Source organism: Pseudomonas sp. GW823-FHT06B06, assembly GCF_058795195.1.
Map to the genome: position 1 here is coordinate 31,112 of NZ_JBXAHO010000001.1, position 25,336 is coordinate 56,447.

The following is a 25,336-nucleotide window of genomic DNA, read 5'->3' on the forward strand; positions in this document are numbered from 1 at the left end:
CGATCTTCAAGTCATGCGCGTCGACCGTTTTCTCAGCAACCTGCCCTGCTTCAACCGAAAGCAGGTGCGCCTGTTGCTGGTGGAAAAACGCGTCAGGATCGACGGCCAGACCGTCAGCGATCCCCACGCCGACGTCCGCGAATTCAGCCGCGTCGAAGTCGACGACGAAGTGCTGCAAGCCGGCAAGGCGCTGCGTCACTTCATGCTGCATAAACCCGTCGGATGCGTCAGCGCCACTCGCGACCCCCAACACCGCACCGTACTGGACCTGATCACGGAGCCAGACAAGGATGACCTGCACATCGCCGGCCGCCTGGACTTCAACACCACCGGCCTGATGCTGATCACCAATGACGGCAGTTGGTCGCGACGCCTGACCCAGCCACAGACCAAACTGGCGAAGGTCTACTACGTTGAAACCGAGCAGGACATCGGCCCCGAATACGCGATCAAATTCCGCGAGGGGCTGTATTTCGCCTTCGAAGACCTCACCACCCAACCCGCCGGGCTAGAGCTTCTGGGCCCCAAAAGCGCGCGCCTGAGCATCGTCGAAGGCCGGTATCACCAGGTCAAGCGCATGTTCGGTCACTTCAACAACAAAGTAACGCGCCTGCACCGCGAACGCATGGGCCCGCTGACGCTCGACAACGCGCTGAAACCCGGCGAATACCGCCCTTTGAGCGACCATGAGATCGAATTGATCTAAGCAATCTACCGCTCAGCAGAAGTTGTCGAACAATTTACCAAAGACACTTGCGCGATGACGTGACGCCTGCTTGAATCAGGACGTCGGCCGAAATGTGACCGATGAGTCACGGATTACATCCAAGAAACTTTTTGCCGGTAGGAACCCTTGGGTTCCGGCCTCACCCGGCAGACTGCCCGCCAATAACAATACCCGTCGACCGGGCTGCATGGATCGACATGGGCTAACAATTTCAAGGCGTATGCCTACCTGTCACAAAGCTCGTGCAATCTCATTTGCGCGCATACCCGCTTGCCAGGAGTCTTATGACATGAGGCCAGAAATCGCTGTGTTGGATATACAGGGTCAGTATCGGGTTTACACGGAGTTCTATCGCGCAGACGCCGCAGAAAAGACCATTATTCTGGTCAACGGCTCGCTTGCCACGACTGCGTCGTTTGCACAAACCGTTAAAAACCTCCACCCGCAGTTCAATGTCGTCTGCTACGACCAGCCCTACGCGGGCAAATCCAAAGCCCACAACCTGCATGAGAAATTGCTGACCAAGGAAGTCGAAGGGCAGATCCTCCTGGAACTGATCGACCACTTCGCCGCCGAGCACGTGCTGTCGTTTTCCTGGGGTGGCGCCGCGACGCTGGTCGCATTGGCCCAACAACCTCGGCGCATCGAAAAAGCCGTGATCAGCTCGTTCTCCCCGGAGATCAATGCGCACATGCTCGATTACCTCGAGCGCGGAGTCGACTACCTCGGTAGCCGCGATGGCGACCGGGTCGGCAACCTGGTCAACAGCACCATCGGCAAACACTTGCCGACGCTGTTCAAGCGCTTCAACTACCGCCACGTCAGCAGCCTGGCCGATCACGAATACGGGCAGATGCATTTCCACATCAACGACTTGCTGCACAGCGATCGCCAGTGCTTCTTCAAGGCGGCGCAGAAAATCAACGTACCGGTGCTCTTCATGAACGGCGAATGGGACGAATACACCGCCGCCGAGGGCGCACGGTTGTTCGCCGACCACGTGCAACACGCCACCTTCACGACCCTGGATGCAACTGGCCATTTTCTCGACATGGAGCACAAAGCCGCCTGCCGAGACAGCCGCAATGCACTGCTGGGGTTCCTGAAGCCAGCACAGCACGAAAGCCGACCGCGTTTCCACCACGTTCAGGACCGCCATGCATTGTCCCTGTGAAGTAGCGTCATCGCGAGCAAGCCCCACCCTTCCCTGTAGGAGCGAGGCTTGCCCGCGAATGACCGTCTCACGGTCTGTGTACGTCGTTCACCCGAGCTAAAGCCATCAAACGCAAAGAAAAACTTCATTTCCACGCGCACATCTGGTACAAAGTCTCCGCTCTGAGCGGGTGTCGTATAATGGCATTACTCCAGCTTCCCAAGCTGATAACGAGGGTTCGATTCCCTTCACCCGCTCCAATCGAATTTTTGTCTCACGTTGTTTTTTGACGGGGGATGCAGATATAGAAAAAAACCGGCCTTCAGGGCCGGTTTTTTTGTGTCTGGAATTTGATGAGATTCCAGCTTGTCATTTCCGCTGGTCGCCACTGCAGTGCTCCCAACCGCTCTGCTTACATTAGCGTTTTCGCATAGGATCGACGTTCCGCTAGCGTTTTTCTTGCCTCAGTAAAGAATTTCGTTAAAGCAAGTCGGTTTCAAGACCTTCCAGAGAGCACAGGAGCATCTGCTGGAAAGACTAAAGGAAAACCTTCGCAATACATCCATTCGGGTTGTCCAAGGCTTTTTCGCATCGCCCTCCTAGACTCGATTCCTATCGCTGCCCCACCGAGCCAGGAAGACTTTGGTGGTTATAGTGTTGATTAAAAAAATTCAGTGGGTATAGTAACCACAAGCACACCACAGGGAGGTGTTGTGAATAGCCGATTTTTGATTAGCCAACTCGTTGCGGACGGCTGGTATCTGGTACGTATAAGAGGCAGCCACCATCACTTCAAGCATCCGACCAAACCGGGGCTGGTGACCGTCCCTCACCCGAAGAAAGATCTTCTCAAGAAAACGGCCATTAGTATTTTGCAACAGGCGTTGCTCTGATTAATGCTGCGCTGAGTCCTCGGAGGACAATGACAATGCTTTACCCGATTGCGATTTCAATGGGAGATGAGGAGCACGCCTGGGGCGTTGAAGTCCCTGACATTCCCGGCTGTTTTTCCGCCGGGGAAGATCTGGATGATGCGATGGCGATGGCCCGAGAAGCCATTGAAGGCCATTTCGAGATTCTGGCCGAAGGCGGTTCACCCATTCCTCCTGCGAACAAAGTGACATTGCACGCAGCCAATCCCAAGTACACGGGGTGCGCATGGGCACTAGTGGACATCGACGTTACCAAGTATCTAGGCAAGGCCCAGAAGCTGAACATCACGCTGCCTGGTTACCTGCTCAACCGTATTGATGAGTATGTGCTGCACCACCCGGAAGAGAAAAGCCGTTCGGGCTTCCTGGCTTCGGCAGCACTCAAGGTGTTGCAACAACGTTGATAAGCTGATTGCAGCGATCTATCAACCGGCCCGCGCGGCCGGTTTTTTCGTCAACGAATGGGGTCCCTCAGATGCCGAGGCCGTCGCGCAACCGACACTGACCCAAAAGCGGGATCGCCTGATGATGTTGGTAAGTGTTCAGCGCTGATTGATAAATCAGCGCGTCGCCACCAGAAACAATCGCGGGAATGGCAGCAGCACCGAACCATCGGCCAATGCCGGATAGGCTTGTGCAATTGCAGCCTGATACTGCTGCAGAAACTGCGTGCGTTCGGTCTCATCCAGCGGTTCGAGGAAGGGCCGCAGTCCGCTGCCCTTGAACCACTCCACCACCCCCGACGCGCCGCCCGCCAACGGATGATGGTACGTGGTGCGCCAGACATCGACGCGGGTGCAACAGGCTTTCAGCATCGAGTAATAAGCGCTGGCATCGGCCATTTCCGTGCGTTGTCCGGCGACTTCAGCAAGTTTGCCTGCCCAGGGACCTTCCGCCGCGACTTCGCGCATCAAGCGGTGTGAGGGTTGATTGAGGTTGTCGGGCATCTGGATTGCCAGGCTGCCACCAGGTGCGAGCTTGCTCACCAGCGCCGGCAGCAACGTTGCGTGATCGGGCACCCACTGCAGTACCGCGTTGGCAAAAATCACATCGAATGGGCCAGTGTCATTCCAGGTGTCGATGTCAGCGACATCGAAGCGCACCTGTGGCAAGCGCTTGCGCGCGGCCTCGATCATGTCGGTCGAACTGTCCAGCCCCCGCACTGTGGCATCAGCGAAGCGCTCCACCAGCAACTCGGTCGAGTTACCGGGACCGCAACCGATGTCGATGGCCGAGCGCACTGCACCGGAGGGGATGGCGGCCAGCAGGTCGCGGGCGGGACGGGTCCGTTCATCTTCGAAAGTGACGTATTGTTTGGCGGACCAACTCATGGCGTTCTCCTGTCGGTGCATTTGTTTTTTCGGCACGGGCAAAAATTTCAATCGTAACCATACATCGCCAGCAACCCAATGCGAGCCTTTCAATGGGCAAAACTTCAAGATCAAAAGATCGCAGCCTGCGGCAGCTCCTACATCGGATCAACCCGTAGGAGCTGCCGCAGGCTGCGATCTTTTGATCTGAAATAAGCCGAATTTTCACCCCGCCGCCACTGTCTGAAATTCAGGCGCCCACTTATAAGGAAAACGGCCATGAAATTCGCAAAAATCGCACAGAAACTTGCTTTGTGGACCGGCAGCCCTTCGACATTCCTCGGGGCGATCATCCTGATTTTGCTGTGGGGATTCAGTGGGCCGATCTTCGGTTTCAACGATACATGGCAGTTGGTCATCAACACCTCGACTACCATCATCACCTTCCTGATGGTGTTCCTGATCCAGAACACGCAGAACCGCGACACGGACATTCTGCACCTGAAGGTCGATGAGTTGCTGCGAGTGACGAAAGAAGCACAGAACGCGATGCTCGGGCTCGAGGCCCTGGACCTCAAGGAACTGGAAGCACTGAGAAAGCACTACCGCAGCCTTGGCGAAGGCCAGACCATTTCCATTGATGGCACCGTGGTCCAGGAGAAAGGCAAGCAGGATCTGAATAAATGCTGATCGACAGTGCGTGGGTGACCGCAAGTCACCCACGCACGCGAAGCGTTAGCGACTGGCTTGCAAGGCCCTGGCCATTTGCAGGTGATTCTGCAGCTTTGGCAGGGTCTCTTCTGCGAACGCCTTGATTTGCGGCACGTCAGTGGTCTGGGCCGTTTGCTCCAGCTGCTCGATGGCTTCCTGGGTGGTCTTGACCTGACTGGCCGCGTAGGCCTGGTCGAAGGTCTCGCCTTCCATGACCTGCGGCATCAGCGCCTTGGCTTTTTCCATCACTTCTTCACGCGGTGCCACCGGCAGATCCAGTTGCTTGGCGATTTTCGCCAGGTGCTGGTTGGCGGTCGTGCGATCGTTGATCACGACGATGGTGTAGTCCTTGACCTCCTTGGATTCGGACTTCTGGTGCGCCAGTCGGCTGGCTTCGATGTCAGCGATGCCTTTGGCCGACGCATCGTTGATGAATTCGGTGGGCGTCTGGGCGAAGGCACTGTTGGCACACAGGCCCAGTAACGCGGCTAGACCGCAGTTGCGTAATCGGGTGGCCATAGGGTTCATGGTCGCGCCCTCCTCAGTAAAAATTCAAACGGGAGCTTTCGCTCCCGCTTCTCAATCAGAACCACCTGCATCCATTACTTGGATTTCTGGCCGGGTTTGCGGCCCATCTCGGACTTCGTGGAGTCTTTATCAACAGTCGTGGTCGTGGTTTTCCCACCTTTACGACCGGCTTCAGACGTCTTCGTTCGATCGTTGGCGTGTCCCGAGCTCGAGTTTCTTGAGTTAGGCATGATTCTCTACCTCTTGATGATGATCTCGGCGAGCCATTGCCCGCATAGAATCTGAATTTCCATCCATCAAAAGGTTTAGAAAAGCTGGAATCGCCACGACGAACGGTGGCGATAATGTCAAACGAGCCGCAGGTGTTGCTCGCGCTTGGCGCTGTACATCGCCTCGTCGGCGTGCCTGAACAGCTGCTTTTCTTCAGTGCCGTGTTCGGGGTATTGGGCGACGCCGATGCTTGGCTGGATATGCAAGCTGTGTCCGTCCAGGCGCATGGGCGCAGACAGTACCTGGCGAATTTTCCCGGCCACACAGTCGGCATCCCCCGAGGCGTGGATGCTGTGCAGCAACACCACGAATTCGTCACCGCCAATACGCGCCACCGTGTCGGTTTCGCGCACGCAGCCCTTGAGCCGATTGGCCACGGTTTGCAGCAACATGTCGCCGACCGCGTGACCGTGGGTGTCGTTGACTTGTTTGAAGCGGTCAAGATCGACGTACAACAGGGCCATACGTCCACGCTCCTCCAGCGCCGACGCCAAGGCCAGCTTCAGTCGGTCCCGTAGCAGTTCGCGGTTGGGCAGCTGGGTCAACTGGTCGTACTGGGCCATGTGCTGCAGGCGCGTGTGCAATTGCTTGCGCTCGATCGCCGTCGCGACTTGTGCGCAAACGTATTGCAGCAACTCCTTGTCCTGTTCGGTGTAGCGCTCATCGCCCGGCTTGCTTTTGACGATCAGGGCACCAATCGTGCCGTTTTGCGAGTTCAGCGGTACACCCAGCCAGCACGGCGAATGCTGCCCGCTCACCAGCGACTCGAACTCCAAGGGCAGGTCGCTCTGGTCCGGCGTCAGCAGGATCGGCAGGCCGCTGTGGACGACCTCCGCGCAAAGGCGTGCGGTGATGGTTCCGGGCTGTTCGGGATGCGGTTCGTGGTCGTCGACGTGATAGGGAAAATTCAGCTGCGCACACTGCTCGTCATACAGCGCCACGGAAAAATTCAACGCCGGTAGCCATTCGCCGATGATCAGATGGATACGCTTGAACAACGCCAGCAAGTCTTCCGCGGCATGTGCCGCTTCGGAAATCGCATACAACGCCGCTTGTCGGGATTCGGCCAGCTTACGCTCGGTAATGTCGCGGGCCACGGCGATGCGCAGCTGGTCGACCTCCGACCAACGCGCCGACCACAGGATATTGACCACCCGGCCGTCCTTGCGCAGGTAGCGGTTTTCGAAATTCAGCTTGGGTTCGCCGCCCATGATTTCCCGCGCGGCGTCGAGGGTGCGCTGGCGATCGGCCGGGTGCACCAGATCGATCATTGGCTGGCCGATCAGTTCGTCGGGGGTATAGCCGAAAATGCGCTCGCACGCCGCGCTGACAAATACGAAGCGGCCTTGTTTGTCGACCGCGCAAACGGCGTCCAGCAGGAGGTCAATGTAGCTCGCCAACGGCGCGGAGTTTGTGCTGGTCATGGTGCCGTGATTTTGTCCGGACATTGCAGCCATTGGAAACTCTCCCTGACCGGTCAGGCGCCTGAGCGCCGACGGTACAACCGACGCATCCCTTCAATCTCACGCCTTGTTCGTCACCAGCCCCGGCAGTGCATGCGCCAGGGCGTTGATGGCGAAACCGATGAACATCAGCCCGCATAACCGGGTGATAGCCAGTTCATGGCGTTGATACAAGGTGCGCACGCGCCGCGCGCCAACGATGCCGATGAGGATAGCGTAGGCCAGCAGGCCGCCGACGAAGCTCAAGACGATCAGCCACGGCAACATCGACCAGCTCAGCAACTCTGCCCGGCTGGACAATAGCGCAGTGAAGGTGGCCACCGCCACCGGGTAAGCTTTCGGATTGGTCAGGCCGAACAGAATGCCGTGCCAGAATGGCTGCCGCGCAGGCCCCTGCGGCGCCTCGCCCACCCGCTGGCGGGCGCGCACCGCACGCCAGCCGAGCCAGAACAGGTAGAGCCCGCTGAGCACGCCCAGTACATCGAAGGCCGTGCTGCCGATTTCCCGCGCACCGACAATCGCTATCAATGCGGTACTGCACCAGACCACGTCGCCCAACAAATGCCCGCAGAGAAACCCCGCCCCCGCCCGCCTTCCGTGGGCGGCGCCGATGCCGAACACCGCCAATACCCCAGGCCCTGGCGTGATGCCATAGATGAAGCCCGAGGCGAGAACGGCCATTAGCAGGGAGGGAGTCATGGGAAGTCCTTTTGCGCTGTTCGGGTGAATGGGCGCCAGTTTATATCAGCTGAGGCTCGCTCAATTTGCGCATTCAACCAATTCAACGCCTGGTCGCTGCCCCGGCGTTTGTGCCAGGCCAGGACAAAGGTGAACGACGGGATATCAAACGGCGGCGGCACGATAATCAATGACTGCTCGTCGATATCGCGCAAGGCACGAGAGGCGACGGTGAGGATCAGGTCGGTGCCGCTGATCAACTGCGGGGCGACGCTCCAGTGCGGCAGGCTGACGGCGACTCGACGACGCTCGCGCAGGCGGGTCAAGGCGCGCTCGATTTCCGGGGTACCGCTGCCACGCATTTCCAACAAGACGTGGGGGCGGCTCAAATAGGTGCGAAGCTCGAGCACGCTCGCGTCAGCCAGGCTGTTGCGGTCCAGCAGGCAGACATAGTGCTCTTCGAACAACGGCGTGCTGCGCAACTCGTTGGGCATTTCCGGAAACACCCCGGCGGCAGCATCGATATCACCGTTGAGCACCCCTTCGAGCATGCCTTCACGGCTGGCGTGGCTGATCTGCAGGTCGATGCCGGGCGCTTCACGACGCAGCGTGCGAATCAATTCCGGCAGGACGATGGCGGCGCCATAGTCAGACATCGCCAGGCGAAAAGTGCGTTTGGCCGTGGCCGGATCAAAGGCATTCGGTGCCAGCAGCGATTGCACCTGGGCCAACACTTCACCCAGCGGAGCCATCACCTCCAGCGCTCGTGGAGTCGGCACCAGGCTTGCGCCAGCGCGCACCAGCAACGGATCACCGAGCAGATCGCGCAAGCGTGCCAGGGCATGGCTGACAGCAGGCTGGCTCAGGTGCAGGCGCTCGGCCGCACGGGTCACGTGTTGCTCGCTGAGCAAGGCGTCGAGGATCACCAGCAGGTTGAGATCAATGCGCCGCAGATCATTCATCTGATGCATGTTCTGGATAGCAAAACGGAATTTAAATCTGCGCGACGAATGCTCTAGAGTCCAGCAAAACCTGTTGGAGAATGAATATGAGTACGTTGCATTGGGCGGGTCTGTTGTTGCTTGCTGCATTCGCCGGAGCGGTGGTGCCGTTCCAGAGCGCGATCAATGCCAATCTGGGACGCGGCCTGGGTCATCCATTGTGGGCGACCCTCGCTTCATTGGTGGTGAGCATCCTGGTGCTGTTGCCGATCATGCTGGCGATGCGTTTGCCATTGCCGTCGATGGCGTTCATCGGCAAGGCGCCGCTGTGGATGTGGGCCGGTGGTGCGTTTGGGGTGTGTTTTATTTCACTGGCGCTGGTATTGCTGCCCAAGCTTGGCGCTTCGGGATTCATGGCGTTGGCGTTGGCGGGGCAAGTGGTGGCCTCGCTGGTGCTGGACCACTTTGGGTGGTTTGGGTTGGAGGAGCGGCCAATCACCTTGCCGCGATTGGCTGGGGCAATGTTGTTGATCGGCGGTGTGGTGTTGATTCAGTTTGGGGCCATGCCGGCCAAGTCTTTGGCGGCTGCGGGTTGAAGCTGTTACCGAGCGTTCAATGTTGATTGCCAGTCAGTCTTCGCGAGCAGGCTCCCACAGGGGAATGCATTGCTATCTGCAGGCGCTGCAGGATTCAGTAACCGTCAGAACTTGTCGAGCGTGCGCAGCTTCTGCGGCAAGTCCACAACAGCGCCGGTCGGCGGTGCTTATGCGATGACGCTGAGCGGATTCGTCCATCAACTGACGGCTGCCGCGATTGGCGCGATGATCTGAGTGATGCAGACCAGGCTCAGTGCTCGACCATGATAAAGTCGCCGCCCATCAGACCTTTTGCTTCGAGATGAACACCGCAATGACCGATTTCCAGGATGTCGACGCCCAACTTGAAGACTGGAACGTCTTGCGCAGCGGCGCTGCGTTCGACGGTTTGCTGGTGGGTAATGGGGCCAGCCGTGCGGTGTGGGATGACTTCGGTTACGACTCGCTGTTCGAAAACGCCCGCACCGTCGAAGAAAAACCTCTCAGCCCATCCGAGTTGAGTGTGTTCGATGCGCTGCAGACACGCAGCTTCGAACAGGTACTCAGCGCTTTGAAAACCACCAGCCGGGTCAACAAGGCCCTGGCCGTCAGCTCTGCCGCACCGCGTAATCGTTACTACGCGATCAAGGAAGCGCTGATCAACACCGTGCACGCCGTCCACATCCCGTGGCGGTTGGTCGAAGCCTCGAGCCTGGCGACCATCGGTGAGGAACTGGGCCGTTATCGTACAGTGTTCACCACTAACTACGACTTGCTCAATTACTGGGCGATCCAGCAGCAACCCGAGGCGATCACCGATCTGTTCCAGGGGTCAGAACCTGTCTTCGACCTGAGCGTTACCGCCACCGACAAGACCCGTTTGCTGTACTTGCACGGCGGTTTGCACCTGGTGCGCAACCAGGACGGCACCGCGCGCAAATTGATGTCGACCGAAGGCACGTTGCTGGGCAATTTCGCCATCAACAACACGATCAAGACCCTCGACGATGTACCGTTGTTCATCAATGAAGGGCCGAGCGCAGACAAGCTCAAGACCATCCGCAGTTCCGATTACCTGTCGTTCTGCTACGAGCAGTTACTCGGCCATGGCGGCGGGTTGTGTATTTTCGGGCATGCATTGGGCGAGCAGGACAGTCACATCGTGCACGCCTTGCGCGTGGCGAAACCGAAGAGAGTGGCCATCTCGATTTACCCGCGCAGCAAGGCGTTCATCCAGCACCAGAAGCGGCATTACGCGAAGCTGTTCGAGGGGACTGGGGTTGAGTTGCAGTTTTTTGATTCCAAGACCCATGCGCTGGGTAGCCCGAAGCTAGCGGTTCCAGTGGAAGTTTAGTTGTTTGAGCTGATGCCTTCGCGAGCAGGCTCGCTCCCACAATGGAATGCATTCCTCCTGTGGGAACGAGCCTGCTCGTGAAGCTTTTGAAGTCAACTCATTCCTCGCGGCTATGCACCACCACCAGCAACTGCGCCTGCACCTCGCCTACCGAGCGGATCCGGTGCGGTTTCTGCGAGTTGAAGTGCAGCGCATCGCCACGACCGAGCAGCACTCGCTCGTTCACAAAATCCACCTCCACCTGCCCTTCGTGGACAAACAGGAACTCTTCCCCAAGGTGCTCCTTGAAGGTTCTGTCGGTGAACTCGGTCGGCGGGTAAATGATGAACGGCAACAAGCTGCGTTCGCTGACCTGACGGGCCAGTACCGCGTAGCCTGGATTGTCGTCGCTGGCACCCAGTGACTGACGCTCATGGCTGCGTACCAGGCTGTAGCTGTCAAGGCTCACCTTATCTTCGGAAAACAGCTCCTCGACCTTTACGTTCAGTGCCTTGGCCAGCTTCAATGCGGCCGCAATCGACGGCGTGTTCAGGCCGCGTTCGACTTTCGACAGATAACTCTTGGTCATGCCGGATTTTTCCGCCAGCGCCTCAAGGGTTACGCCAAGTTTTTTTCTCAATAATTTCAAACGGATAGACATGTAGAACGATTAATCCATCGAGGATGGTGACGAATTGTCCTTGCTCATGACACAAAGTGTCATATAGCATCTTTAGTGTCATATGCATGACCCAGCCAACGAGGACACCGACATGGCCGAGACTTTAGCACTGCCCAAAGATCAGTTGGTCAAGCAAGCGCTGAACCAGATGCAAAACACCCTTGTGGATAATACGTGGACCGATCGGCAAAAGCTGGCCCTGACCTGCCGCATTCTGTTCGAGAATGGCCACGACTCTGGCCTGGCTGGGCAAATCACCGCCCGCGGCCCGCAGCCTGGCACCTATTACACTCAACAACTGGGCCTGGGTTTCGACGAAATCACTGCGGGTAACCTGTTGCTGGTCAACGAAGACCTGCAAGTGCTCGAAGGCCACGGCATGCCGAACCCCGCCAACCGCTTCCACAGCTGGGTGTACCGCGCCCGGCCAGATGTGAACTGCATCATTCACACCCACCCGACTCACGTCGCAGCGTTGTCGATGCTGGAAGTGCCGCTGCAGATCTCCCACATGGACCTCTGCCCGCTCTATGACGACTGCGCGTTTCTCGAAGGCTGGCCTGGCGTACCGGTGGGCAATGAAGAAGGCGAATTGATTGCCGGCGCCTTGGGCGACAAGCGCGCGATCCTGCTTTCCCACCACGGCCAGTTGTCCACCGGCACCACCATCGAGGAGGCCTGTGTGATTGCCCAACTGATCGAACGCGCCGCCAGGTTGCAGCTGCTGGCGATGAGCGCCGGAACCATCAAGCCGATCATCCCCGAACTGGGCCGTGAAGCCCATGACTGGATTGCCCGGCCCAAGCGCCATGCCGCCGCCTTTAACTACTACGCCCGGCAGAACCTGCGTCGACACGCCGATTGCCTGAACTGAACCCCAGAGCTCATTTGAACGGAGAGACACCATGCCCAGCGCAAACATTCACGGCATCATTGGCTACACCATCACCCCCTTCACCGCCAACGGCGAGGGCGTAGACCTGGAGGCGCTCGGACGCTCCATCGACCGCTTGATCGACGGCGGTGTGCATTCGATCGCACCGCTGGGCAGCACCGGCGAAGGCGCTTACCTGAGTGACGCCGAATGGGACCAGGTCGCCGAGTTCAGCATCAAGCATGTGGCCAAGCGTGTGCCGACCATCGTCAGCGTGTCTGACCTGACCACCGCCAAAGCGGTGCGTCGCGCCCGCTTCGCCGAAGCCCATGGCGCCGACGTGGTGATGGTGCTGCCGACGTCCTACTGGAAACTCAGCGAAGCGCAAATCCTCGCGCATTACCGCGCCATCGGCGACAGCATCGGCGTGCCGATCATGCTCTATAACAACCCGGCCACCAGCGGCACCGACATGTCGGTGGAGCTGATCCTGCGTATCGTCAAGGGCGTGGAAAACGTGACCATGGTCAAGGAGAGCACCGGTGACATCCAGCGCATGCATCAACTGTATCGCTTGGGCGAAGGCCAGGTACCCTTCTACAACGGTTGCAACCCCCTGGCGCTGGAAGCCTTCGCAGCCGGGGCAAAAGGCTGGTGTACAGCAGCGCCGAACCTGATCCCGCAACTCAATCTCGACCTGTACGACGCCGTGCTGGCCAACGACCTGAACAAGGCTCGTGAACTGTTCTATCGCCAGTTGCCGTTGCTGGACTTCATTCTCAAGGGTGGTTTGCCGGCGACGATCAAGGCCGGCTTACGGGCTACCGGGCTGGAGGTGGGTGATCCGCGGTTGCCGGTGTTTCCGTTGGACGGAGCAGGTCTGAGCCAGTTGCAAGGCCTGCTAAAAGCCCTGCGCTGATCGCTCAGCCATACGCATAACCCCATGTGGGAGCGAGCCTGCTCGCGATGGCGGCGTGTCAGTCAACATCTTACTGACTGTTAAACCGCATTCGCGAGCAGGCTCGCTCCCACAGGGGATTTGTGTTGAGTTTTAGAGCACCGGCAAGGTCTTGTCCTTGATCACCTTGGTCGGGCCGTTCGCCTTTACACTGGCGATGCCTTTGTCCAGCGCGGATGCAGAGGAATAGGCTTCGCTGCTGCCAATAATCTCGTGGTTGCCCGCCTTGAGGTTGAAATAAGGATGGCCATCCTTGGTAGTTTTCTTCTCGTAGCGCTCATCCAGCGGACTGTTGGCCTGGACTGACGCGATGCCTTTGTCGGCCGCGGCGCGGGTGGTGTACAACTCGCTGGTCAGAATGGTTTCGGCGTTCGCCGCCTTCAAGACGAACCTGAACTGACCGCTGCTGCTCTTGCTCACTTCGTACCATCCAGACATGCTCTTTCTCCTTGGCGAATGAGGGATTGCGCGCTTCAGAGTAAAGACCACCGGAACAACAAGATCAAAAGATCGCAGCCTTCGGCAGCTCCTACATCGATCCCTGTAGGAGCTGCCGAAGGCTGCGATCTTTTGATTTTCACGCCGTTCGCACCACACTCATCTGAGGAGGAGCAATCCGCCGCTGACTCAAATACCGCGTACAACTCACCCGCAGGAACGAGGCGAAATTGACCACCTCGCCACGGTAGTCCATGACCTCCTCATACAGCTTGGCAATCAGCTGATTGGTGGTCATACCGTCGCTCTCGGCGATTTCGCTGAGGATGTCCCAGAACTGATTCTCCAGCCGCAAGGTGGTGACCACCCCGCAAATGCGCAGCGAGCGGGAGCGCGATTCGTAGAGAATCGGATCGGCCTTGACGTAGAGCTCGCACATGGACGGGTCCTTTGTTACAGCGTGATTTTAGTGCCCAGCAAGCCGAGAAAACCGGCGAGCCAGCTCGGGTGGGCAGGCCAGGCCGGTGCCGTCGCCAGATTGCCTTGAACATGGCCGTCCGTCACCGGGATATCGATAAACGTACCGCCCGCCAGGCGCACTTCTGGCGCACAGGCCGGGTAAGCGCTGCACTCACGCCCCTCAAGAATCCCGGCGGCGGCCAACAATTGCGCACCGTGGCACACGGCGGCGATCGGCTTGCCGGCCTTGTCGAAATCGCGCACCAGCTCCAACACTTTTTCATTCAGGCGCAAGTACTCTGGTGCACGACCACCGGGTATCAGCACGGCGTCGTAATCCGCCGCATTGACCTTGGCGAAATCGAAGTTCAGGGCAAACAGGTGACCGGGTTTTTCGCTGTAGGTCTGGTCGCCTTCGAAGTCATGGATAGCGGTGCGCACGGTCTGGCCGGCGCTCTTGTCCGGGCAAACGGCATGCACCGTGTGACCGACCATCAGCAGGGCCTGGAACGGCACCATCACTTCATAGTCTTCGACGTAATCGCCGACCAGCATCAGAATTTTTTTCGCGGCCATGGGGAGGACTCCTCTGGGAAATGCTTGGCATGCAGGAGTATTCAAGGTAGTCCTTATCCGCAGGGGTGGGTAATAACCTGCTACTACGCCGATCACTTGGTAGGAGCTGGCGCAGGCTGCGATCTTTTGATCTTGATCTTAAAAACAAGATCAAAAGATCGCAGCCTGCGGCAGCTCCTACGTTGGGAGCTTCGCGCCCAACTGTACGGATAACTCTGCGCCCAGCTGTAACAGCGCGCTACCTTGGGTTTATGGCTAGATAACAGCATCTATTAAATTCTGGTTGCCATCATGTCCACCCGCGAAAACACCGGCATGGCCCTGGGCCTGCTCGGCGTTGTGATCTTCAGCCTTACCCTGCCCTTCACGCGCATCGTCGTGCAAGAGATGCATCCACTGCTCAATGGCCTGGGCCGGGCACTGTTTGCGGCTGTTCCCGCGGCGTTGCTGTTGTTGTGGCGGCGTGAGAAATGGCCAACCTGGAAGCAAGTCAAAGGCCTGACGCTGGTGATTGCCGGGGTGATCCTCGGTTTTCCGGTCCTATCGGCCTGGGCCATGCAAACCTTGCCGGCGTCCCATGGCGCACTGGTCAATGGCTTGCAGCCACTGTGTGTGGCGCTGTACGCCGCGTGGTTGTCCCACGAACGCCCGTCGAAAGCCTTCTGGGCCTGCGCCGCGCTGGGCAGTGCACTGGTGCTCGGTTATGCGCTGATCAGCGGGGCCGGCAGCATTCAGGCGGGCGACCTGTTGATGCTCGGCGCGATTGCGGTGGGTGGCCTGGGGTACGCCGAGGGTGGCCGATTGGCCAAGGAAATGGGCGGCTGGCAAGTGATCTGCTGGGCACTGGTGCTGTCGACCCCGCTGTTGATCGGGCCGGTGCTGTACCTTGGGTTGCAACATCAGGGCGAGATTTCGGCCAAGGCCTGGTGGGCTTTCGGCTACGTCTCGCTGTTTTCGCAATTCATCGGATTCTTTGCCTGGTATGCCGGGCTGGCCATCGGTGGCATTGCCCGGGTCAGCCAGATCCAGCTGCTGCAGATTTTCTTCACCATTGGCTTTTCCGCGCTGTTTTTTGGCGAGCACGTCGAACCGATTACGTGGCTGTTTGCTGGCGGGGTGATCCTGACCGTCGTGCTGGGACGCAAGACGGCGGTCAAGCCCGCACGCATTGTGACGGCGTAAATCGAACGGCTTTCAGAGGTAACCGTCAGCCCGCAACAGGGTTTCCAGGCAATGCTCGGTGATGTGGTAGAACGCCTTGAGTTCCTGGATCTTCGCCAACAGCTGGGCCGGATCACCCGGTTCGGCACGTTTGACCGCCAGGATCATCTTGTTCTTGTTGGTGTGGTCCAGCGAGATGAACTCGAACACCTTGGTCTCGTAACCGCAGGCTTCGAGGAACAGCGCACGCAAGCTGTCGGTGACCATTTCCGCCTGCTGTCCCAGGTGCAAGCCGTACTGCAGCATCGGCTTGAGCAATGCCGGGCTCTGGATTTGCAGGCGAATCTGTTTGTGACAGCACGGCGAACACATGATGATCGAGGCACCGGAACGAATGCCGGTGTGAATCGCATAATCCGTGGCGATGTCGCAGGCATGCAACGCGATCATCACATCCAGCTCGCTCGGTGCCACGCTGCGTACATCACCGCACTTGAAGACCAGCCCCGGGTGCTCGAGCTTTGCCGCTGCGGCGTTGCACAGGGTGACCATGTCTTCACGCAACTCGACGCCAGTCACTTGCGCCTCGGCCTTCAGGGTGTTGCGCAGATAGTCATGGATCGCAAACGTCAGGTAACCCTTGCCGGAGCCGAAGTCTGCCACGCGAACCGGGCTATCCAGGGCCAGTGGCGACGAGGTCAGCGCATGGCTGAAAACCTCGATGAACTTGTTGATCTGCTTCCACTTGCGCGACATCGCAGGGATTAATTCATGCTGCTTGTTGGTGACGCCCAGGTCGGCGAGAAACGGGCGGTTCAAATCGAGAAAGCGGTTTTTCTCACGGTTGTGCCCGGCGGATGGCACTTCACGCAATTGCTGGGGTTTGCTCTTGAACAGCGAAGACTTGCCCTTTTTGCTGTATTCGAGCTGGGCTTCATCAGTCAACGACAACAAATGCGCATTTTTGAACGATGCCGGCAACAAGTCTTTGATGAGGGCTACACCTTCGGCCAATGGCAGGTTCTTGGTGATGTCGCGGGTCTTGTATCGATAGACGAAGGACAGGCAAGCCTGCGCCTTGACCGTCACCGGCTTGATGATGATGCGCTGCAAGTCCGCTTCATCGCCAGCGTACTTGGCCAACACCAACTTGATGAAGGCGTTCTGCTCCAGGCTCGATTGCAGCAGGTCGATGAATTGGGCGTGATGGTCCGGCGCGAGGCTGGCGGGGGTGGCGGTGACGGACATGGAAAAAACGGCCTCGGGCAGAGCAAATCGGAGAATGCCCGGTATTTTAGGGGGGATGCGGGTTTTGGGCACGGGGTTATTTTTCGCAGGCCCGGTCATCCCCCCCAGACCTGCAGTGTAATGGCCGATACCTCAGGGCTCCACCAGCCGAAGTTTGCGATTGCTCGGTGAATTGATCACATGCCTGACGATCAATCCCACCGGTACGGCCCATGTCATGCCGTTGGCCGGATCAGTGATGACAGCGACGGTTTCGGAGCTGGCACCGATGTCCAGGCGTCGTCGATCGTTGCAGGACTTGAGTTCCCCATAGGCGTGGCTGACCAGCCGCTCCGCCAGGTGCATCGGCACATCAATCCCTTGCAAGTGCTTCACGGCACGACAGAACAGCACCTGGTCATCAACGACCGCACCGCTTTCATGGCGGGCCAAAAACCCCTGGGCAATGGTCAACAATTGCTCGTTCAAATCCTTGTCTTCAACAATTGCGCCCATGTTCATGACTCCACAGGCGCCGACGTCGTCGGCTCAATTGGCGCAACAGGCCGGGCGGCATGCCGCAAATCGGGTCCGGCGAAAGGCAGGCGTACGGCAGGATTGGGCATGCCACTGGGAGAGAGCTCGTGAGTCATTTCGAACTCGGCCCGAACCGACCAGCCGCAGGCTTCCGACGTGCATTGCAAGTAGGCCACCCGCAGGAAAATATGTCGGCCCTCGCTGGTGCGGATTCGCATGCGGCTCAAGCAATGCGGGCACACCATTTTGTAAGTACTCATGCTTGGGTCCCGCTGTTCATCGGGTGGTAATCAACATAATCAAACGCAATACTGCTGCGAGCGAGGATCGCTGCAACCTGGCGCTGCAAATAACGCTTACCTGATAAAAGAAAGTGCAACGGAAAACGGTGCAATGGGCAAGAAACAAACATGTAGGAAATCACCCTGCTACCATTAGGAAGTTTCGACATCACATTTATCTGACTCATAGTTGAAGATTGATTACTCATTTTAGAATACTCATTGCGCATACATTAAGCACTCAAAAAGCATGTGTCAAAAGGTAGAGGCTCAAATTGCGTAGCAAAAAATCTCAGACTGTTTTAGCCCGCCTAAAACAAATTACTGGCACAAAAAGTGATGCCTCCCTGTCTTCTGCGCTGAAAGTCAGTCCGCAAACCCTCAGCAGCTGGAAAGGTCGAGACAGTACACCGTACTCATTATGCGTAGAAATTGCCCAGACTCGCGGTATTTCACTTGACTGGTTGTTGCTTGGCGAAGGACCGATCTTGCGGCTAAGCACTGCTGGCAATGCCTTGGAACAAACCCAGGAAACAATCACACGGGAAAATACAATTCTCGCGATGTGGCGATTGCTCAATGAAGAAGATCGCAACGCCATACAACATGCCCTGGAGGAAAAACGCCGCCTGCGTGAAATGGAACTCAAACTTTCAGAGATGGCGTCTATCCTGTCGACACTTCAACAGCTGCGCGAAACATAATGTTATACGCGCTTTACTTGAAGACGCGTAAGACGGGCAATATTGCCAGGACACTTGACCATGCAGTATTAACATCCATCAGCGTCGCCCTTTAAAGCGCTCAATAATTTCGCCCAGGCCAGCACCATCGACCCACTGCATGACCTTGATGCTGATAGGAATAATGATCAGCGCGCACAGAAATGCCGTTACCCCCGCAGTCAGGAAAGGCGCCAGCGGCAGCGCAACGGGGGTAAATAGATAACCGACGCCGGCCGATAGCACCCAGGAACCGATACGCTGCCAGGCCTTGAAGTCAACGCGAGTGGAAGTGACCAGCCACGCCCCAAGCGAAGCACCAAATAGCGCTTCGCCATCAATCGCGGGCAGCGTCGCGATGCCCAACCCCAACAGGAGCCCACTGATGCTGTTGTAAGCCGAATCAGTCCAGTTCATGGAGACCTCGCTCATCGACGTCGTCGATGACAATAACTCCCGACTCTATGGCTTTGAGCAAGGCGGCATGACGGGACCTGACAGCAAACTTTCGGCGAATGTTGAAAAAGTGAAAATTTATCGTGGTGGGTGAGCAATTCTGGATCCTGGCAATCTCCCAGGAAGTCTTGCCCTTGTAACACCATATTAAGGCTTGTATTTCTTTCGCTGTCAGATGGACCGGCGATACATCTCTCCCGCCTTTGGGGGCGGCACCGGCAAAAGAGTCGAGCGGTAGATACGTTGACATAAACACTCCCTCTGCGTCAGAACACCCATCACAGGGCGTTCGCTATTGGAGGGAGATGTTGAAGACTGAACAGTAGCCAAACAACTTGCCGCAGTTGTACCGGCAAGCATTACAAAAGTGTTCGCATAACCAGCCCTAGCCGAGCACGACCAGTCGATTTGGCAGCTCGTTGCGCGCATGCGTCACCGGAACATGCACCCTGAGCAACTCGCCGCATGCCTCGACGCAGGTGACAAAGCCCTGCAACGTCTGGCCCTGGCGCACCTGCCGGGTAAACGCCGCGACAATCGCATCCCAATGGCTGTTGTCCAGCCGACTGGAAATACCTTCATCCACCAGGATTTCCACATAGCGCTCGGCTTCAGAGACAAAAATCAGGATTCCGGTACTGCCCGCCGTGTGGTGCAGGTTCTGTTCCAGGAATTGCCGGCGCGCCAGGTTCGAGGCGCGCCAGTGACGCACCGAACGTGGAACCAGGTACGTGGTGATTTTCGGTATGCGCAATACCAGGCACAGCACGATGAAGGTGATCCATTGCACCAGCAGCAGGCTGTGCAAGGTCAGCCAACCGCTCAGGTAATGCACGATCCCCGGCAGCACCAGTGCCAGCAGGCTGGCCCAGAGCAGCGGGATGTACACATAATCGTCGGCGCGGGCCGCGAGTACGGTGACCAGTTCGGCGTCGGTATCGCGCTCGACCCGGGCAATCGCCTCGGCGACCTTGCGTTGTTCGTGTTCAGTCAGTAATGCCATGTCGTTAAATGCCTGCTCGCTATTGTTTTTTTTTGCTGTGTCATCACCAGCCGCCCGACGAACCGCCGCCACCGAAACTGCCCCCTCCACCACTGAAGCCTCCACCGCCACCGCCGCCGAAACCGCCGCCACCAAAACCGCCACCGGAACCACCGGAGCCGCCGCGACCGGCCGGAAGGATACCGAGCATTTGGAAAACGAATACTGTCAGGATGAACAACAACACCAGGAATACGAACAGCCCCGGATGCCGCGACATGAAATCATCGCCCGGATCGCCGCTGGACTCGTACACAGTCGAGGGTTCGTCCAGGGGATTGCCGCCCAGTACCACCAGCATCGCTGCCACCCCGTCGCTGATGCCTTTGCTGTAATTGCCGGCCTTGAACGCCGGGGTGATGACCTGATGGATGATCACCGAACTCTGGGCGTCCGTCAGGCGATCTTCCAGGCCATAACCGACTTCGATGCGCAGTTTGCGCTCATCACGGGCAACAATCAGCAGTGCGCCGTTGTTCTTGTCTTTCTGGCCGATCCCCCAGTAACGGCCCAGTTGATAGCCGAAGTCGGCGATGTCGGTGCCCTGCAAGTCCGGCAAAGTCACGACCACAAGCTGCTCACCGGTGGCTTTTTCATGGGCCTGAAGCTGTTGCGTCAACTGCTCGCGCACCGAAGGCTCGATCATCTCGGCGTTGTCGACCACCCGCCCGGTCAGCTCCGGGAACTTCAATTGGGCCTGGACCGCCAGGGCAAACACCCATAGCAATAGCACCAGGCCGATCTTCAACGCTCGCATTGGCAACCTCATCGATCCAACCGTAGGAGCTGCCGCAGGCTGCGATCTTTTGATCTTGATCTTGAGAAGCAAAGTCAAAAGATCGCAGCCTGCGGCAGCTCCTACAGGGTTATTCATCCAGATCAGAATTTGACTTCCGGCGGCTTTTCCGACCCCGGCGTGGCCTCGAAGGTCTCGCGTTCCGGCAGACTGCTGTACAGCACGCTGTGCCACAGGCGACCGGGGAACGTGCGGATCTCGGTGTTGTATTTCTGCACCGCCAGGATGAAATCGCGCCGGGCCACGCTGATCCGGTTCTCGGTGCCTTCAAGCTGCGATTGCAAGGCCAGGAAGTTCTGGTTGGCCTTCAGGTCCGGATAGCGCTCAGACACCACCATCAGGCGGCTCAAGGCGCCGCTGAGTTGATCCTGGGCCTGTTGGTACTGCTTGAGCTTTTCCGGGTTGTCGAGTGTGGAGGCATCGACCTGGATCGAGGTGGCCTTGGCCCTGGCTTCGATCACGGCCGTCAGGGTTTCCTTCTCATGCGCGGCGTAGCCCTTCACGGTTTCCACCAGGTTGGGAATCAGGTCGGCACGGCGCTGATACTGGTTCTGCACCTGGCCCCAGGCCGCCTTGGCCTGTTCATCGAGGGTCGGTATGTTGTTGATGCCGCAGGCGGTCAGCAACGTGGCCAGCATGAGCAAGGTGGCGACCTGCAGCCTCGACCGGTAGGACTGTCGAACATTCATCAGGGTGGTACTCCCTTCATATTTCATGGAAAAAACAACCGGCGACCCTCTCGGCCGGCTCTTGGGGCATAATCGGCCGCGCCACTGGTTTGCATCCGGGCAATGGGCTAAAAGATGCCCTGCGCAAAAAACGCATCGGGTATTCGGCTGCCGCTTTTCCAGGCTGCCCCCGAACAACAATAGTCGCTCCCTAAATTTTGGCTGGCCGGCATTTACATCGCCGCTTGGGCCCTTGAGAAAACTATTCATGAAGAAGCTGTGTTTGCTGGGCCTGTTCGTCAGCCTGGCCAGTCATGACGCACTGGCCGCCACGACGCCCGCACCCCTGGAGAACAAGGACGCTTTCGTCAGTAACCTGATGAAGCAGATGACCCTCGATGAAAAAATCGGCCAGTTGCGCCTGATCAGCATCGGCCCGGAAATGCCCCGGGAGTTGATTCGCAAGGAAATCGCGGCAGGCAACATCGGCGGTACGTTCAACTCGATCACCCGCCCGGAAAACCGTCCGATGCAGGACGCGGCCATGCGCAGCCGCCTGAAGATCCCGATGTTCTTCGCCTACGACGTGATCCACGGCCACCGCACCATTTTCCCGATCCCGCTGGCCCTGGCCTCGAGCTGGGACATGGACGCCATCGGCCTGTCCGGGCGCATTGCCGCCAAGGAAGCCGCGGCCGATAGCCTCGACATCACCTTCGCGCCCATGGTCGACATCTCCCGCGACCCGCGCTGGGGCCGTACTTCCGAGGGCTTCGGCGAGGACACTTACCTGGTGTCACGCATTGCCGGGGTGATGGTCAAGGCGTTCCAGGGCACGGGCGCGAACGCCGCCGACAGCATCATGGCCAGCGTCAAGCACTTCGCCCTGTATGGCGCAGTCGAAGGCGGTCGCGACTACAACGTGGTCGACATGAGCCCGGTCAAGATGTACCAGGATTACTTGCCGCCTTACCGCGCCGCGATTGACGCCGGCGCTGGCGGGGTCATGGTCGCGCTGAACTCGGTCAATGGCGTGCCGGCCACCGCCAACACCTGGCTGATGAACGACCTGTTGCGCAAGGAATGGGGCTTCAAGGGCCTGGCGGTCAGCGACCACGGCGCGATTTTCGAGCTGATCAAGCATGGTGTCGCTCGCGATGGTCGTGAGGCGGCGAAGCTGGCGATCAAGGCCGGCATCCACATGAGCATGAACGACACCCTGTACGGCAAGGAACTGCCGGGGCTGCTCAAGGCCGGCGAGATCCAGCAGAGCGACATCGACAACGCCGTGCGTGCGGTGCTGGACGCCAAGTACGACATGGGCCTGTTCAAGGACCCGTACCTGCGCATCGGCAAGGCCGAGGACGATCCGGCCGACACCTACGCCGACAGCCGTCTGCACCGTGCCGAGGCCCGAGATGTGGCCCGTCGCAGCCTGGTGTTGCTGAAGAACCAGAACGAAACCCTGCCGCTGAAGAAAACTGCGAAAATCGCCCTGGTCGGCCCGCTCGCCAAGGCGCCGATCGACATGATGGGCAGTTGGGCCGCCGCCGGTCGCCCTGCGCAATCGGTGACCCTGTTCGACGGCATGACTAACGCCCTGGGTGATAAATCGACACTGATCTACGCCCGTGGCGCCAACATCACCAGCGATCCGAAAATCCTCGGCTACCTGAACTTCCTGAACTTTGACGCGCCGGAAGTGGTGGATGACCCGCGTCCGACCAATGTGCTGATCGACGAAGCGGTGAAAGCCGCCAAGGATGCCGATGTTGTCGTTGCCGCCGTCGGCGAGTCCCGTGGCATGTCCCACGAATCGTCGAGCCGCACCGACCTGAACATCCCGGAAAATCAGCGCGAGCTGATCCGTGCCCTGAAGGCCACCGGCAAACCACTGGTGCTGGTGCTGATGAACGGCCGCCCGCTGTCGATTCTTGAAGAGAAGGAACAGGCTGACGCGATCCTGGAAACCTGGTTCAGCGGCACCGAGGGCGGCAACGCCATCGCCGACGTGTTGTTCGGCGACTACAACCCGTCGGGCAAACTGCCGATCACCATCCCGCGCTCGGTAGGCCAGATTCCGACCTACTACAACCACCTGACCATTGGCCGGCCGTTCACCCCGGGCAAACCGGGCAATTACACCTCGCAATATTTCGATGACACCACCGGGCCCCTTTACCCGTTCGGCTACGGCCTGAGCTACACCGATTTCAGCCTGTCGGATATGGCGCTGTCGTCGACCACCCTGAACAAGACCGGCAAGCTCGACGCCAGCATCACGGTGAAAAACACCGGCAAGCGTGACGGCGAAACCGTGGTGCAGCTGTATATCCAGGACGAGACCGGTTCGATGATCCGCCCGATCAAGGAGCTGAAGAACTTCCAGAAAGTCATGCTCAAGGCCGGTGAACAGAAAGTCGTGCACTTCACCATCACCGAGGATGACCTGAAGTTTTACAACACCCAGCTCAAGTACGCAGCGGAGCCGGGCAAGTTCAACGTGCAGATCGGCCTGGACTCCCAGGACGTGACGCAGCAGAGCTTCGAATTGCTCTAACCCCCGTGTACTGATCGTTCCCACGCTCTGCGTGGGAATGCCTCAAGGGACGCTCCGCGTCCAGTGACGCGGAGCGTCACGGGCTGCATTCCCACGCAGAGCGTGGGAACGATCGGGATCTACCCCCGTCGATCCAGCAGATTCACCACCAGCCGGTCCACCCACCCCCAAGCCCGCTGCTTGATCCGCTTCCACAGCGGTCGGCGTTGCCATGCCTCCAGGCTGACTTCCTGGCTTAGCGAGAAGTCCTTCACAAAGCTCGCCACCACGTCACGGGTCAATCCAGGGTCCAGCGCTTCAAGATTGGCTTCCAGGTTGAAACGCAAATTCCAGTGGTCGAAATTGCACGAGCCGATGCTCACCCAGTCATCGATCAGGACCATTTTCAGATGCAGGAAACACGGCTGGTACTCGAAAATCTTCACCCCGGACTTGAGCAGTCGCGGGTAGTAGCGATGCCCGGCGTACCGCACCGACGGGTGATCGGTGCGTGGCCCGGTCAACAGCAGCCGCACATCGACCCCGCGGGAGGCCGCGCGGCGCAGTGAACGGCGGACTTTCCAGGTCGGCAGGAAATACGGGGTCGCCAGCCAGATCCGCTTCTGCCCGCTGTTCAATGCACGAATCAGCGATTGCAGGATGTCTCGGTGCTGGCGGGCGTCGGCATAGGCGACCCGGCCCATGCCCTCGCCCATGGCCGGCACACGGGGCAAGCGCGGAAGACCGAAATGCGAGGCCGGTCGCCAGGCGCGACGATGGCGGTTGGCGATCCATTGGCGATCGAACAGCAATTGCCAGTCGAGCACCAGCGGGCCGGTTATTTCCACCATCACCTCGTGCCACTCGCTGACGTCCTCGTTTGGCGTCCAGAACTCGTCGGTTACACCGGTACCGCCGACCACGGCCATGCTCTGGTCCACCAGCAGCAGCTTGCGGTGATCGCGGTAGAAATTGCCAACCCAGCGCCGCCAGCTCAAGCGATTGTAGAAGCGCAGTTCGACGCCGGCGGCCATGAGTCGATGGCGCAGGGTCAGGGTAAAGGCGAGGCTGCCGTAATCATCGAACAGGCAGCGCACCCGCACACCGCGTTCGGCGGCCTGGACCAGTGCCTGGACCATGGCTTCGGCGCAAGCGCCCGCCTCCACCAGGTACAGTTCCAGCTCGACCTGTTCTTCGGCGCGGGCAATCGCCACCAGCATGCGTGGGAAGAATTGCGGGCCATCGACCAGCAACTCGAAGCGATTGCCTTCACGCCAGGGAAAGATCGGGCCGGCCATG

Annotated in this window: 32 protein-coding genes and 1 tRNA gene; 13 read left to right on the forward strand and 20 right to left on the reverse strand. The window is 58.7% G+C overall.

Annotation, left to right across the window (positions count from 1 at the left end; genetic code table 11):
• The first annotated feature begins 13 nt into the window (after positions 1-13).
• The 5 genes from AC1Q8Q_RS00135 to AC1Q8Q_RS00155 all read left to right on the forward strand — a co-directional run bounded on the left by AC1Q8Q_RS00135 (position 14) and on the right by AC1Q8Q_RS00155 (position 3,216).
• On the forward strand, positions 14-706 hold the full coding sequence (locus AC1Q8Q_RS00135) for a pseudouridine synthase (protein ID WP_492614725.1): 693 nt from the start codon (positions 14-16) through the stop codon (positions 704-706).
• A gap of 310 nt (positions 707-1,016) precedes the next feature.
• A complete protein-coding gene (locus AC1Q8Q_RS00140; RefSeq protein ID WP_020798401.1) occupies positions 1,017-1,901 on the forward strand; it encodes an alpha/beta fold hydrolase in 885 nt (294 codons plus the stop codon).
• Between the two features lie 165 nt (positions 1,902-2,066).
• Positions 2,067-2,140, forward strand: a tRNA-Gly gene (locus AC1Q8Q_RS00145).
• Between the two features lie 453 nt (positions 2,141-2,593).
• Positions 2,594-2,773 (forward strand): type II toxin-antitoxin system HicA family toxin, encoded by a 180-nt coding sequence (locus AC1Q8Q_RS00150; RefSeq protein WP_077184214.1) that lies wholly within the window; start codon positions 2,594-2,596, stop codon positions 2,771-2,773.
• A 35-nt stretch (positions 2,774-2,808) separates the two neighbouring features.
• On the forward strand, positions 2,809-3,216 hold the full coding sequence (locus tag AC1Q8Q_RS00155; protein WP_020798399.1) for a type II toxin-antitoxin system HicB family antitoxin: 408 nt from the start codon (positions 2,809-2,811) through the stop codon (positions 3,214-3,216).
• A gap of 156 nt (positions 3,217-3,372) precedes the next feature.
• On the opposite strand, the gene tam is transcribed toward AC1Q8Q_RS00155, so the two are convergent.
• Positions 3,373-4,143, reverse strand: coding sequence for a trans-aconitate 2-methyltransferase (gene tam, locus AC1Q8Q_RS00160; RefSeq protein WP_020798398.1), 771 nt, complete (start codon positions 4,141-4,143; stop codon positions 3,373-3,375).
• A 258-nt stretch (positions 4,144-4,401) separates the two neighbouring features.
• Between tam and AC1Q8Q_RS00165 the strand changes: the two genes are divergently transcribed.
• Positions 4,402-4,812, forward strand: coding sequence for a low affinity iron permease family protein (locus tag AC1Q8Q_RS00165; RefSeq protein ID WP_020798397.1), 411 nt, complete (start codon positions 4,402-4,404; stop codon positions 4,810-4,812).
• Between the two features lie 45 nt (positions 4,813-4,857).
• On the opposite strand, the gene AC1Q8Q_RS00170 is transcribed toward AC1Q8Q_RS00165, so the two are convergent.
• The 5 genes from AC1Q8Q_RS00170 to AC1Q8Q_RS00190 all read right to left on the reverse strand — a co-directional run bounded on the left by AC1Q8Q_RS00170 (position 4,858) and on the right by AC1Q8Q_RS00190 (position 8,743).
• The gene (locus AC1Q8Q_RS00170) at positions 4,858-5,361 is read right to left on the reverse strand and encodes a DUF4142 domain-containing protein (RefSeq protein ID WP_020798396.1); all 504 of its coding nucleotides are present in this window, start codon (positions 5,359-5,361) and stop codon (positions 4,858-4,860) included.
• A 74-nt stretch (positions 5,362-5,435) separates the two neighbouring features.
• Positions 5,436-5,591 carry a stress protein gene (locus tag AC1Q8Q_RS00175; RefSeq protein ID WP_080725380.1) on the reverse strand — a complete coding sequence of 52 codons (156 nt, stop codon included), beginning with the start codon at positions 5,589-5,591 and terminating at the stop codon, positions 5,436-5,438.
• 117 nt (positions 5,592-5,708) lie between these two features.
• The gene (locus tag AC1Q8Q_RS00180) at positions 5,709-7,055 is read right to left on the reverse strand and encodes a sensor domain-containing protein (protein WP_151144005.1); all 1,347 of its coding nucleotides are present in this window, start codon (positions 7,053-7,055) and stop codon (positions 5,709-5,711) included.
• A gap of 99 nt (positions 7,056-7,154) precedes the next feature.
• Positions 7,155-7,793, reverse strand: coding sequence for a LysE family translocator (locus AC1Q8Q_RS00185; RefSeq protein WP_033044291.1), 639 nt, complete (start codon positions 7,791-7,793; stop codon positions 7,155-7,157).
• A complete protein-coding gene (locus tag AC1Q8Q_RS00190; protein ID WP_492614726.1) occupies positions 7,790-8,743 on the reverse strand; it encodes a LysR family transcriptional regulator in 954 nt (317 codons plus the stop codon). The genes AC1Q8Q_RS00185 and AC1Q8Q_RS00190 overlap by 4 nt, the downstream gene beginning before the upstream one ends.
• Before the next feature lie 77 nt (positions 8,744-8,820).
• Here AC1Q8Q_RS00190 and AC1Q8Q_RS00195 point away from each other — a divergent pair, with 77 nt between their 5' ends.
• Positions 8,821-9,309 (forward strand): DMT family transporter, encoded by a 489-nt coding sequence (locus tag AC1Q8Q_RS00195; RefSeq protein ID WP_168757368.1) that lies wholly within the window; start codon positions 8,821-8,823, stop codon positions 9,307-9,309.
• Between the two features lie 313 nt (positions 9,310-9,622).
• Complete coding sequence (locus AC1Q8Q_RS00200) at positions 9,623-10,642, forward strand: DUF4917 family protein (RefSeq protein WP_042955463.1); 1,020 nt, start codon at positions 9,623-9,625, stop codon at positions 10,640-10,642.
• A gap of 97 nt (positions 10,643-10,739) precedes the next feature.
• Here AC1Q8Q_RS00200 and AC1Q8Q_RS00205 read toward each other — a convergent pair whose 3' ends face one another.
• Positions 10,740-11,282 carry a helix-turn-helix domain-containing protein gene (locus AC1Q8Q_RS00205; protein WP_020798388.1) on the reverse strand — a complete coding sequence of 181 codons (543 nt, stop codon included), beginning with the start codon at positions 11,280-11,282 and terminating at the stop codon, positions 10,740-10,742.
• A 112-nt stretch (positions 11,283-11,394) separates the two neighbouring features.
• Here AC1Q8Q_RS00205 and AC1Q8Q_RS00210 point away from each other — a divergent pair, with 112 nt between their 5' ends.
• Entirely contained in the window at positions 11,395-12,177 is a 783-nt protein-coding gene (locus AC1Q8Q_RS00210) for an aldolase (protein ID WP_020798387.1), read from the forward strand.
• A 31-nt stretch (positions 12,178-12,208) separates the two neighbouring features.
• The gene (locus AC1Q8Q_RS00215) at positions 12,209-13,096 is read left to right on the forward strand and encodes a dihydrodipicolinate synthase family protein (RefSeq protein ID WP_020798386.1); all 888 of its coding nucleotides are present in this window, start codon (positions 12,209-12,211) and stop codon (positions 13,094-13,096) included.
• A gap of 132 nt (positions 13,097-13,228) precedes the next feature.
• On the opposite strand, the gene AC1Q8Q_RS00220 is transcribed toward AC1Q8Q_RS00215, so the two are convergent.
• The 3 genes from AC1Q8Q_RS00220 to AC1Q8Q_RS00230 form a co-directional block, all read right to left on the reverse strand.
• Positions 13,229-13,573 (reverse strand): YegP family protein, encoded by a 345-nt coding sequence (locus AC1Q8Q_RS00220; protein ID WP_020798385.1) that lies wholly within the window; start codon positions 13,571-13,573, stop codon positions 13,229-13,231.
• Positions 13,574-13,712: 139 nt separating this feature from the next.
• Positions 13,713-14,012 (reverse strand): ribbon-helix-helix domain-containing protein, encoded by a 300-nt coding sequence (locus tag AC1Q8Q_RS00225; protein WP_020798384.1) that lies wholly within the window; start codon positions 14,010-14,012, stop codon positions 13,713-13,715.
• 14 nt (positions 14,013-14,026) lie between these two features.
• Positions 14,027-14,608, reverse strand: coding sequence for a DJ-1/PfpI family protein (locus tag AC1Q8Q_RS00230; protein WP_020798383.1), 582 nt, complete (start codon positions 14,606-14,608; stop codon positions 14,027-14,029).
• A gap of 291 nt (positions 14,609-14,899) precedes the next feature.
• On the opposite strand from AC1Q8Q_RS00230, the gene AC1Q8Q_RS00235 reads away from it, so the two are divergent.
• Positions 14,900-15,790 carry a DMT family transporter gene (locus AC1Q8Q_RS00235; RefSeq protein WP_083348375.1) on the forward strand — a complete coding sequence of 297 codons (891 nt, stop codon included), beginning with the start codon at positions 14,900-14,902 and terminating at the stop codon, positions 15,788-15,790.
• 12 nt (positions 15,791-15,802) lie between these two features.
• Here AC1Q8Q_RS00235 and AC1Q8Q_RS00240 read toward each other — a convergent pair whose 3' ends face one another.
• From AC1Q8Q_RS00240 to AC1Q8Q_RS00255, 4 genes are all read right to left on the reverse strand, one after another.
• The gene (locus AC1Q8Q_RS00240) at positions 15,803-17,017 is read right to left on the reverse strand and encodes a class I SAM-dependent methyltransferase (RefSeq protein WP_033044469.1); all 1,215 of its coding nucleotides are present in this window, start codon (positions 17,015-17,017) and stop codon (positions 15,803-15,805) included.
• Between the two features lie 132 nt (positions 17,018-17,149).
• Positions 17,150-17,512 (reverse strand): hypothetical protein, encoded by a 363-nt coding sequence (locus AC1Q8Q_RS00245; RefSeq protein ID WP_454866645.1) that lies wholly within the window; start codon positions 17,510-17,512, stop codon positions 17,150-17,152.
• A 2-nt stretch (positions 17,513-17,514) separates the two neighbouring features.
• A complete protein-coding gene (locus tag AC1Q8Q_RS00250; RefSeq protein WP_080725384.1) occupies positions 17,515-17,793 on the reverse strand; it encodes an Ogr/Delta-like zinc finger protein in 279 nt (92 codons plus the stop codon).
• Positions 17,790-18,023, reverse strand: coding sequence for a hypothetical protein (locus tag AC1Q8Q_RS00255; RefSeq protein WP_492614727.1), 234 nt, complete (start codon positions 18,021-18,023; stop codon positions 17,790-17,792). Before AC1Q8Q_RS00255 ends, AC1Q8Q_RS00250 begins: the two co-directional genes overlap by 4 nt.
• Before the next feature lie 66 nt (positions 18,024-18,089).
• Between AC1Q8Q_RS00255 and AC1Q8Q_RS00260 the strand changes: the two genes are divergently transcribed.
• Positions 18,090-18,518: a helix-turn-helix domain-containing protein gene (locus AC1Q8Q_RS00260; protein WP_168757366.1), complete on the forward strand. Its 429-nt coding sequence runs from the start codon at positions 18,090-18,092 to the stop codon at positions 18,516-18,518.
• A gap of 78 nt (positions 18,519-18,596) precedes the next feature.
• Here AC1Q8Q_RS00260 and AC1Q8Q_RS00265 read toward each other — a convergent pair whose 3' ends face one another.
• The 5 genes from AC1Q8Q_RS00265 to AC1Q8Q_RS00285 all read right to left on the reverse strand — a co-directional run bounded on the left by AC1Q8Q_RS00265 (position 18,597) and on the right by AC1Q8Q_RS00285 (position 21,519).
• Positions 18,597-18,953: a putative holin gene (locus AC1Q8Q_RS00265; RefSeq protein ID WP_020798376.1), complete on the reverse strand. Its 357-nt coding sequence runs from the start codon at positions 18,951-18,953 to the stop codon at positions 18,597-18,599.
• On the reverse strand, positions 18,940-19,242 hold the full coding sequence (locus tag AC1Q8Q_RS00270) for a helix-turn-helix domain-containing protein (RefSeq protein WP_033044472.1): 303 nt from the start codon (positions 19,240-19,242) through the stop codon (positions 18,940-18,942). The genes AC1Q8Q_RS00265 and AC1Q8Q_RS00270 overlap by 14 nt, the downstream gene beginning before the upstream one ends.
• A 135-nt stretch (positions 19,243-19,377) precedes the next feature.
• Entirely contained in the window at positions 19,378-19,995 is a 618-nt protein-coding gene (locus AC1Q8Q_RS00275; protein ID WP_083348373.1) for a TPM domain-containing protein, read from the reverse strand.
• A gap of 43 nt (positions 19,996-20,038) precedes the next feature.
• Positions 20,039-20,791, reverse strand: a complete 753-nt coding sequence (locus tag AC1Q8Q_RS00280) for a TPM domain-containing protein (RefSeq protein WP_083348372.1) — start codon at positions 20,789-20,791, stop codon at positions 20,039-20,041.
• 122 nt (positions 20,792-20,913) lie between these two features.
• Positions 20,914-21,519 (reverse strand): LemA family protein, encoded by a 606-nt coding sequence (locus AC1Q8Q_RS00285; protein ID WP_020798373.1) that lies wholly within the window; start codon positions 21,517-21,519, stop codon positions 20,914-20,916.
• Positions 21,520-21,766: 247 nt separating this feature from the next.
• Between AC1Q8Q_RS00285 and bglX the strand changes: the two genes are divergently transcribed.
• A complete protein-coding gene (gene bglX / locus AC1Q8Q_RS00290; RefSeq protein WP_020798372.1) occupies positions 21,767-24,058 on the forward strand; it encodes a beta-glucosidase BglX in 2,292 nt (763 codons plus the stop codon).
• Positions 24,059-24,177: 119 nt separating this feature from the next.
• Here bglX and AC1Q8Q_RS00295 read toward each other — a convergent pair whose 3' ends face one another.
• On the reverse strand, positions 24,178-25,335 hold the full coding sequence (locus tag AC1Q8Q_RS00295; RefSeq protein WP_020798371.1) for a phospholipase D-like domain-containing protein: 1,158 nt from the start codon (positions 25,333-25,335) through the stop codon (positions 24,178-24,180).
• Position 25,336 lies beyond the last annotated feature (1 nt).

Bases quoted from the DNA above. Each gene is read 5' to 3' on its own strand.
- AC1Q8Q_RS00135 (WP_492614725.1), top strand. From the start codon at position 14: ATGCGCGTCGACCGTTTTCTCAGCAACCTGCCCTGCTTCAACCGAAAG.
- AC1Q8Q_RS00140 (WP_020798401.1), top strand. From the start codon at position 1,017: ATGAGGCCAGAAATCGCTGTGTTGGATATACAGGGTCAGTATCGGGTT.
- AC1Q8Q_RS00155 (WP_020798399.1), top strand. From the start codon at position 2,809: ATGCTTTACCCGATTGCGATTTCAATGGGAGATGAGGAGCACGCCTGG.
- tam (WP_020798398.1), bottom strand. From the start codon at position 4,143: ATGAGTTGGTCCGCCAAACAATACGTCACTTTCGAAGATGAACGGACC.
- AC1Q8Q_RS00165 (WP_020798397.1), top strand. From the start codon at position 4,402: ATGAAATTCGCAAAAATCGCACAGAAACTTGCTTTGTGGACCGGCAGC.
- AC1Q8Q_RS00170 (WP_020798396.1), bottom strand. From the start codon at position 5,361: ATGAACCCTATGGCCACCCGATTACGCAACTGCGGTCTAGCCGCGTTA.
- AC1Q8Q_RS00175 (WP_080725380.1), bottom strand. From the start codon at position 5,591: ATGCCTAACTCAAGAAACTCGAGCTCGGGACACGCCAACGATCGAACG.
- AC1Q8Q_RS00180 (WP_151144005.1), bottom strand. From the start codon at position 7,055: ATGACCAGCACAAACTCCGCGCCGTTGGCGAGCTACATTGACCTCCTG.
- AC1Q8Q_RS00185 (WP_033044291.1), bottom strand. From the start codon at position 7,793: ATGACTCCCTCCCTGCTAATGGCCGTTCTCGCCTCGGGCTTCATCTAT.
- AC1Q8Q_RS00190 (WP_492614726.1), bottom strand. From the start codon at position 8,743: ATGCATCAGATGAATGATCTGCGGCGCATTGATCTCAACCTGCTGGTG.
- AC1Q8Q_RS00195 (WP_168757368.1), top strand. From the start codon at position 8,821: ATGAGTACGTTGCATTGGGCGGGTCTGTTGTTGCTTGCTGCATTCGCC.
- AC1Q8Q_RS00200 (WP_042955463.1), top strand. From the start codon at position 9,623: ATGACCGATTTCCAGGATGTCGACGCCCAACTTGAAGACTGGAACGTC.
- AC1Q8Q_RS00205 (WP_020798388.1), bottom strand. From the start codon at position 11,282: ATGTCTATCCGTTTGAAATTATTGAGAAAAAAACTTGGCGTAACCCTT.
- AC1Q8Q_RS00210 (WP_020798387.1), top strand. From the start codon at position 11,395: ATGGCCGAGACTTTAGCACTGCCCAAAGATCAGTTGGTCAAGCAAGCG.
- AC1Q8Q_RS00215 (WP_020798386.1), top strand. From the start codon at position 12,209: ATGCCCAGCGCAAACATTCACGGCATCATTGGCTACACCATCACCCCC.
- AC1Q8Q_RS00220 (WP_020798385.1), bottom strand. From the start codon at position 13,573: ATGTCTGGATGGTACGAAGTGAGCAAGAGCAGCAGCGGTCAGTTCAGG.
- AC1Q8Q_RS00225 (WP_020798384.1), bottom strand. From the start codon at position 14,012: ATGTGCGAGCTCTACGTCAAGGCCGATCCGATTCTCTACGAATCGCGC.
- AC1Q8Q_RS00230 (WP_020798383.1), bottom strand. From the start codon at position 14,608: ATGGCCGCGAAAAAAATTCTGATGCTGGTCGGCGATTACGTCGAAGAC.
- AC1Q8Q_RS00235 (WP_083348375.1), top strand. From the start codon at position 14,900: ATGTCCACCCGCGAAAACACCGGCATGGCCCTGGGCCTGCTCGGCGTT.
- AC1Q8Q_RS00240 (WP_033044469.1), bottom strand. From the start codon at position 17,017: ATGTCCGTCACCGCCACCCCCGCCAGCCTCGCGCCGGACCATCACGCC.
- AC1Q8Q_RS00245 (WP_454866645.1), bottom strand. From the start codon at position 17,512: ATGGGCGCAATTGTTGAAGACAAGGATTTGAACGAGCAATTGTTGACC.
- AC1Q8Q_RS00250 (WP_080725384.1), bottom strand. From the start codon at position 17,793: ATGAGTACTTACAAAATGGTGTGCCCGCATTGCTTGAGCCGCATGCGA.
- AC1Q8Q_RS00255 (WP_492614727.1), bottom strand. From the start codon at position 18,023: ATGAGTAATCAATCTTCAACTATGAGTCAGATAAATGTGATGTCGAAA.
- AC1Q8Q_RS00265 (WP_020798376.1), bottom strand. From the start codon at position 18,953: ATGAACTGGACTGATTCGGCTTACAACAGCATCAGTGGGCTCCTGTTG.
- AC1Q8Q_RS00270 (WP_033044472.1), bottom strand. From the start codon at position 19,242: ATGTCAACGTATCTACCGCTCGACTCTTTTGCCGGTGCCGCCCCCAAA.
- AC1Q8Q_RS00275 (WP_083348373.1), bottom strand. From the start codon at position 19,995: ATGGCATTACTGACTGAACACGAACAACGCAAGGTCGCCGAGGCGATT.
- AC1Q8Q_RS00280 (WP_083348372.1), bottom strand. From the start codon at position 20,791: ATGCGAGCGTTGAAGATCGGCCTGGTGCTATTGCTATGGGTGTTTGCC.
- AC1Q8Q_RS00285 (WP_020798373.1), bottom strand. From the start codon at position 21,519: ATGAATGTTCGACAGTCCTACCGGTCGAGGCTGCAGGTCGCCACCTTG.
- bglX (WP_020798372.1), top strand. From the start codon at position 21,767: ATGAAGAAGCTGTGTTTGCTGGGCCTGTTCGTCAGCCTGGCCAGTCAT.
- AC1Q8Q_RS00295 (WP_020798371.1), bottom strand. From the start codon at position 25,335: ATGGCCGGCCCGATCTTTCCCTGGCGTGAAGGCAATCGCTTCGAGTTG.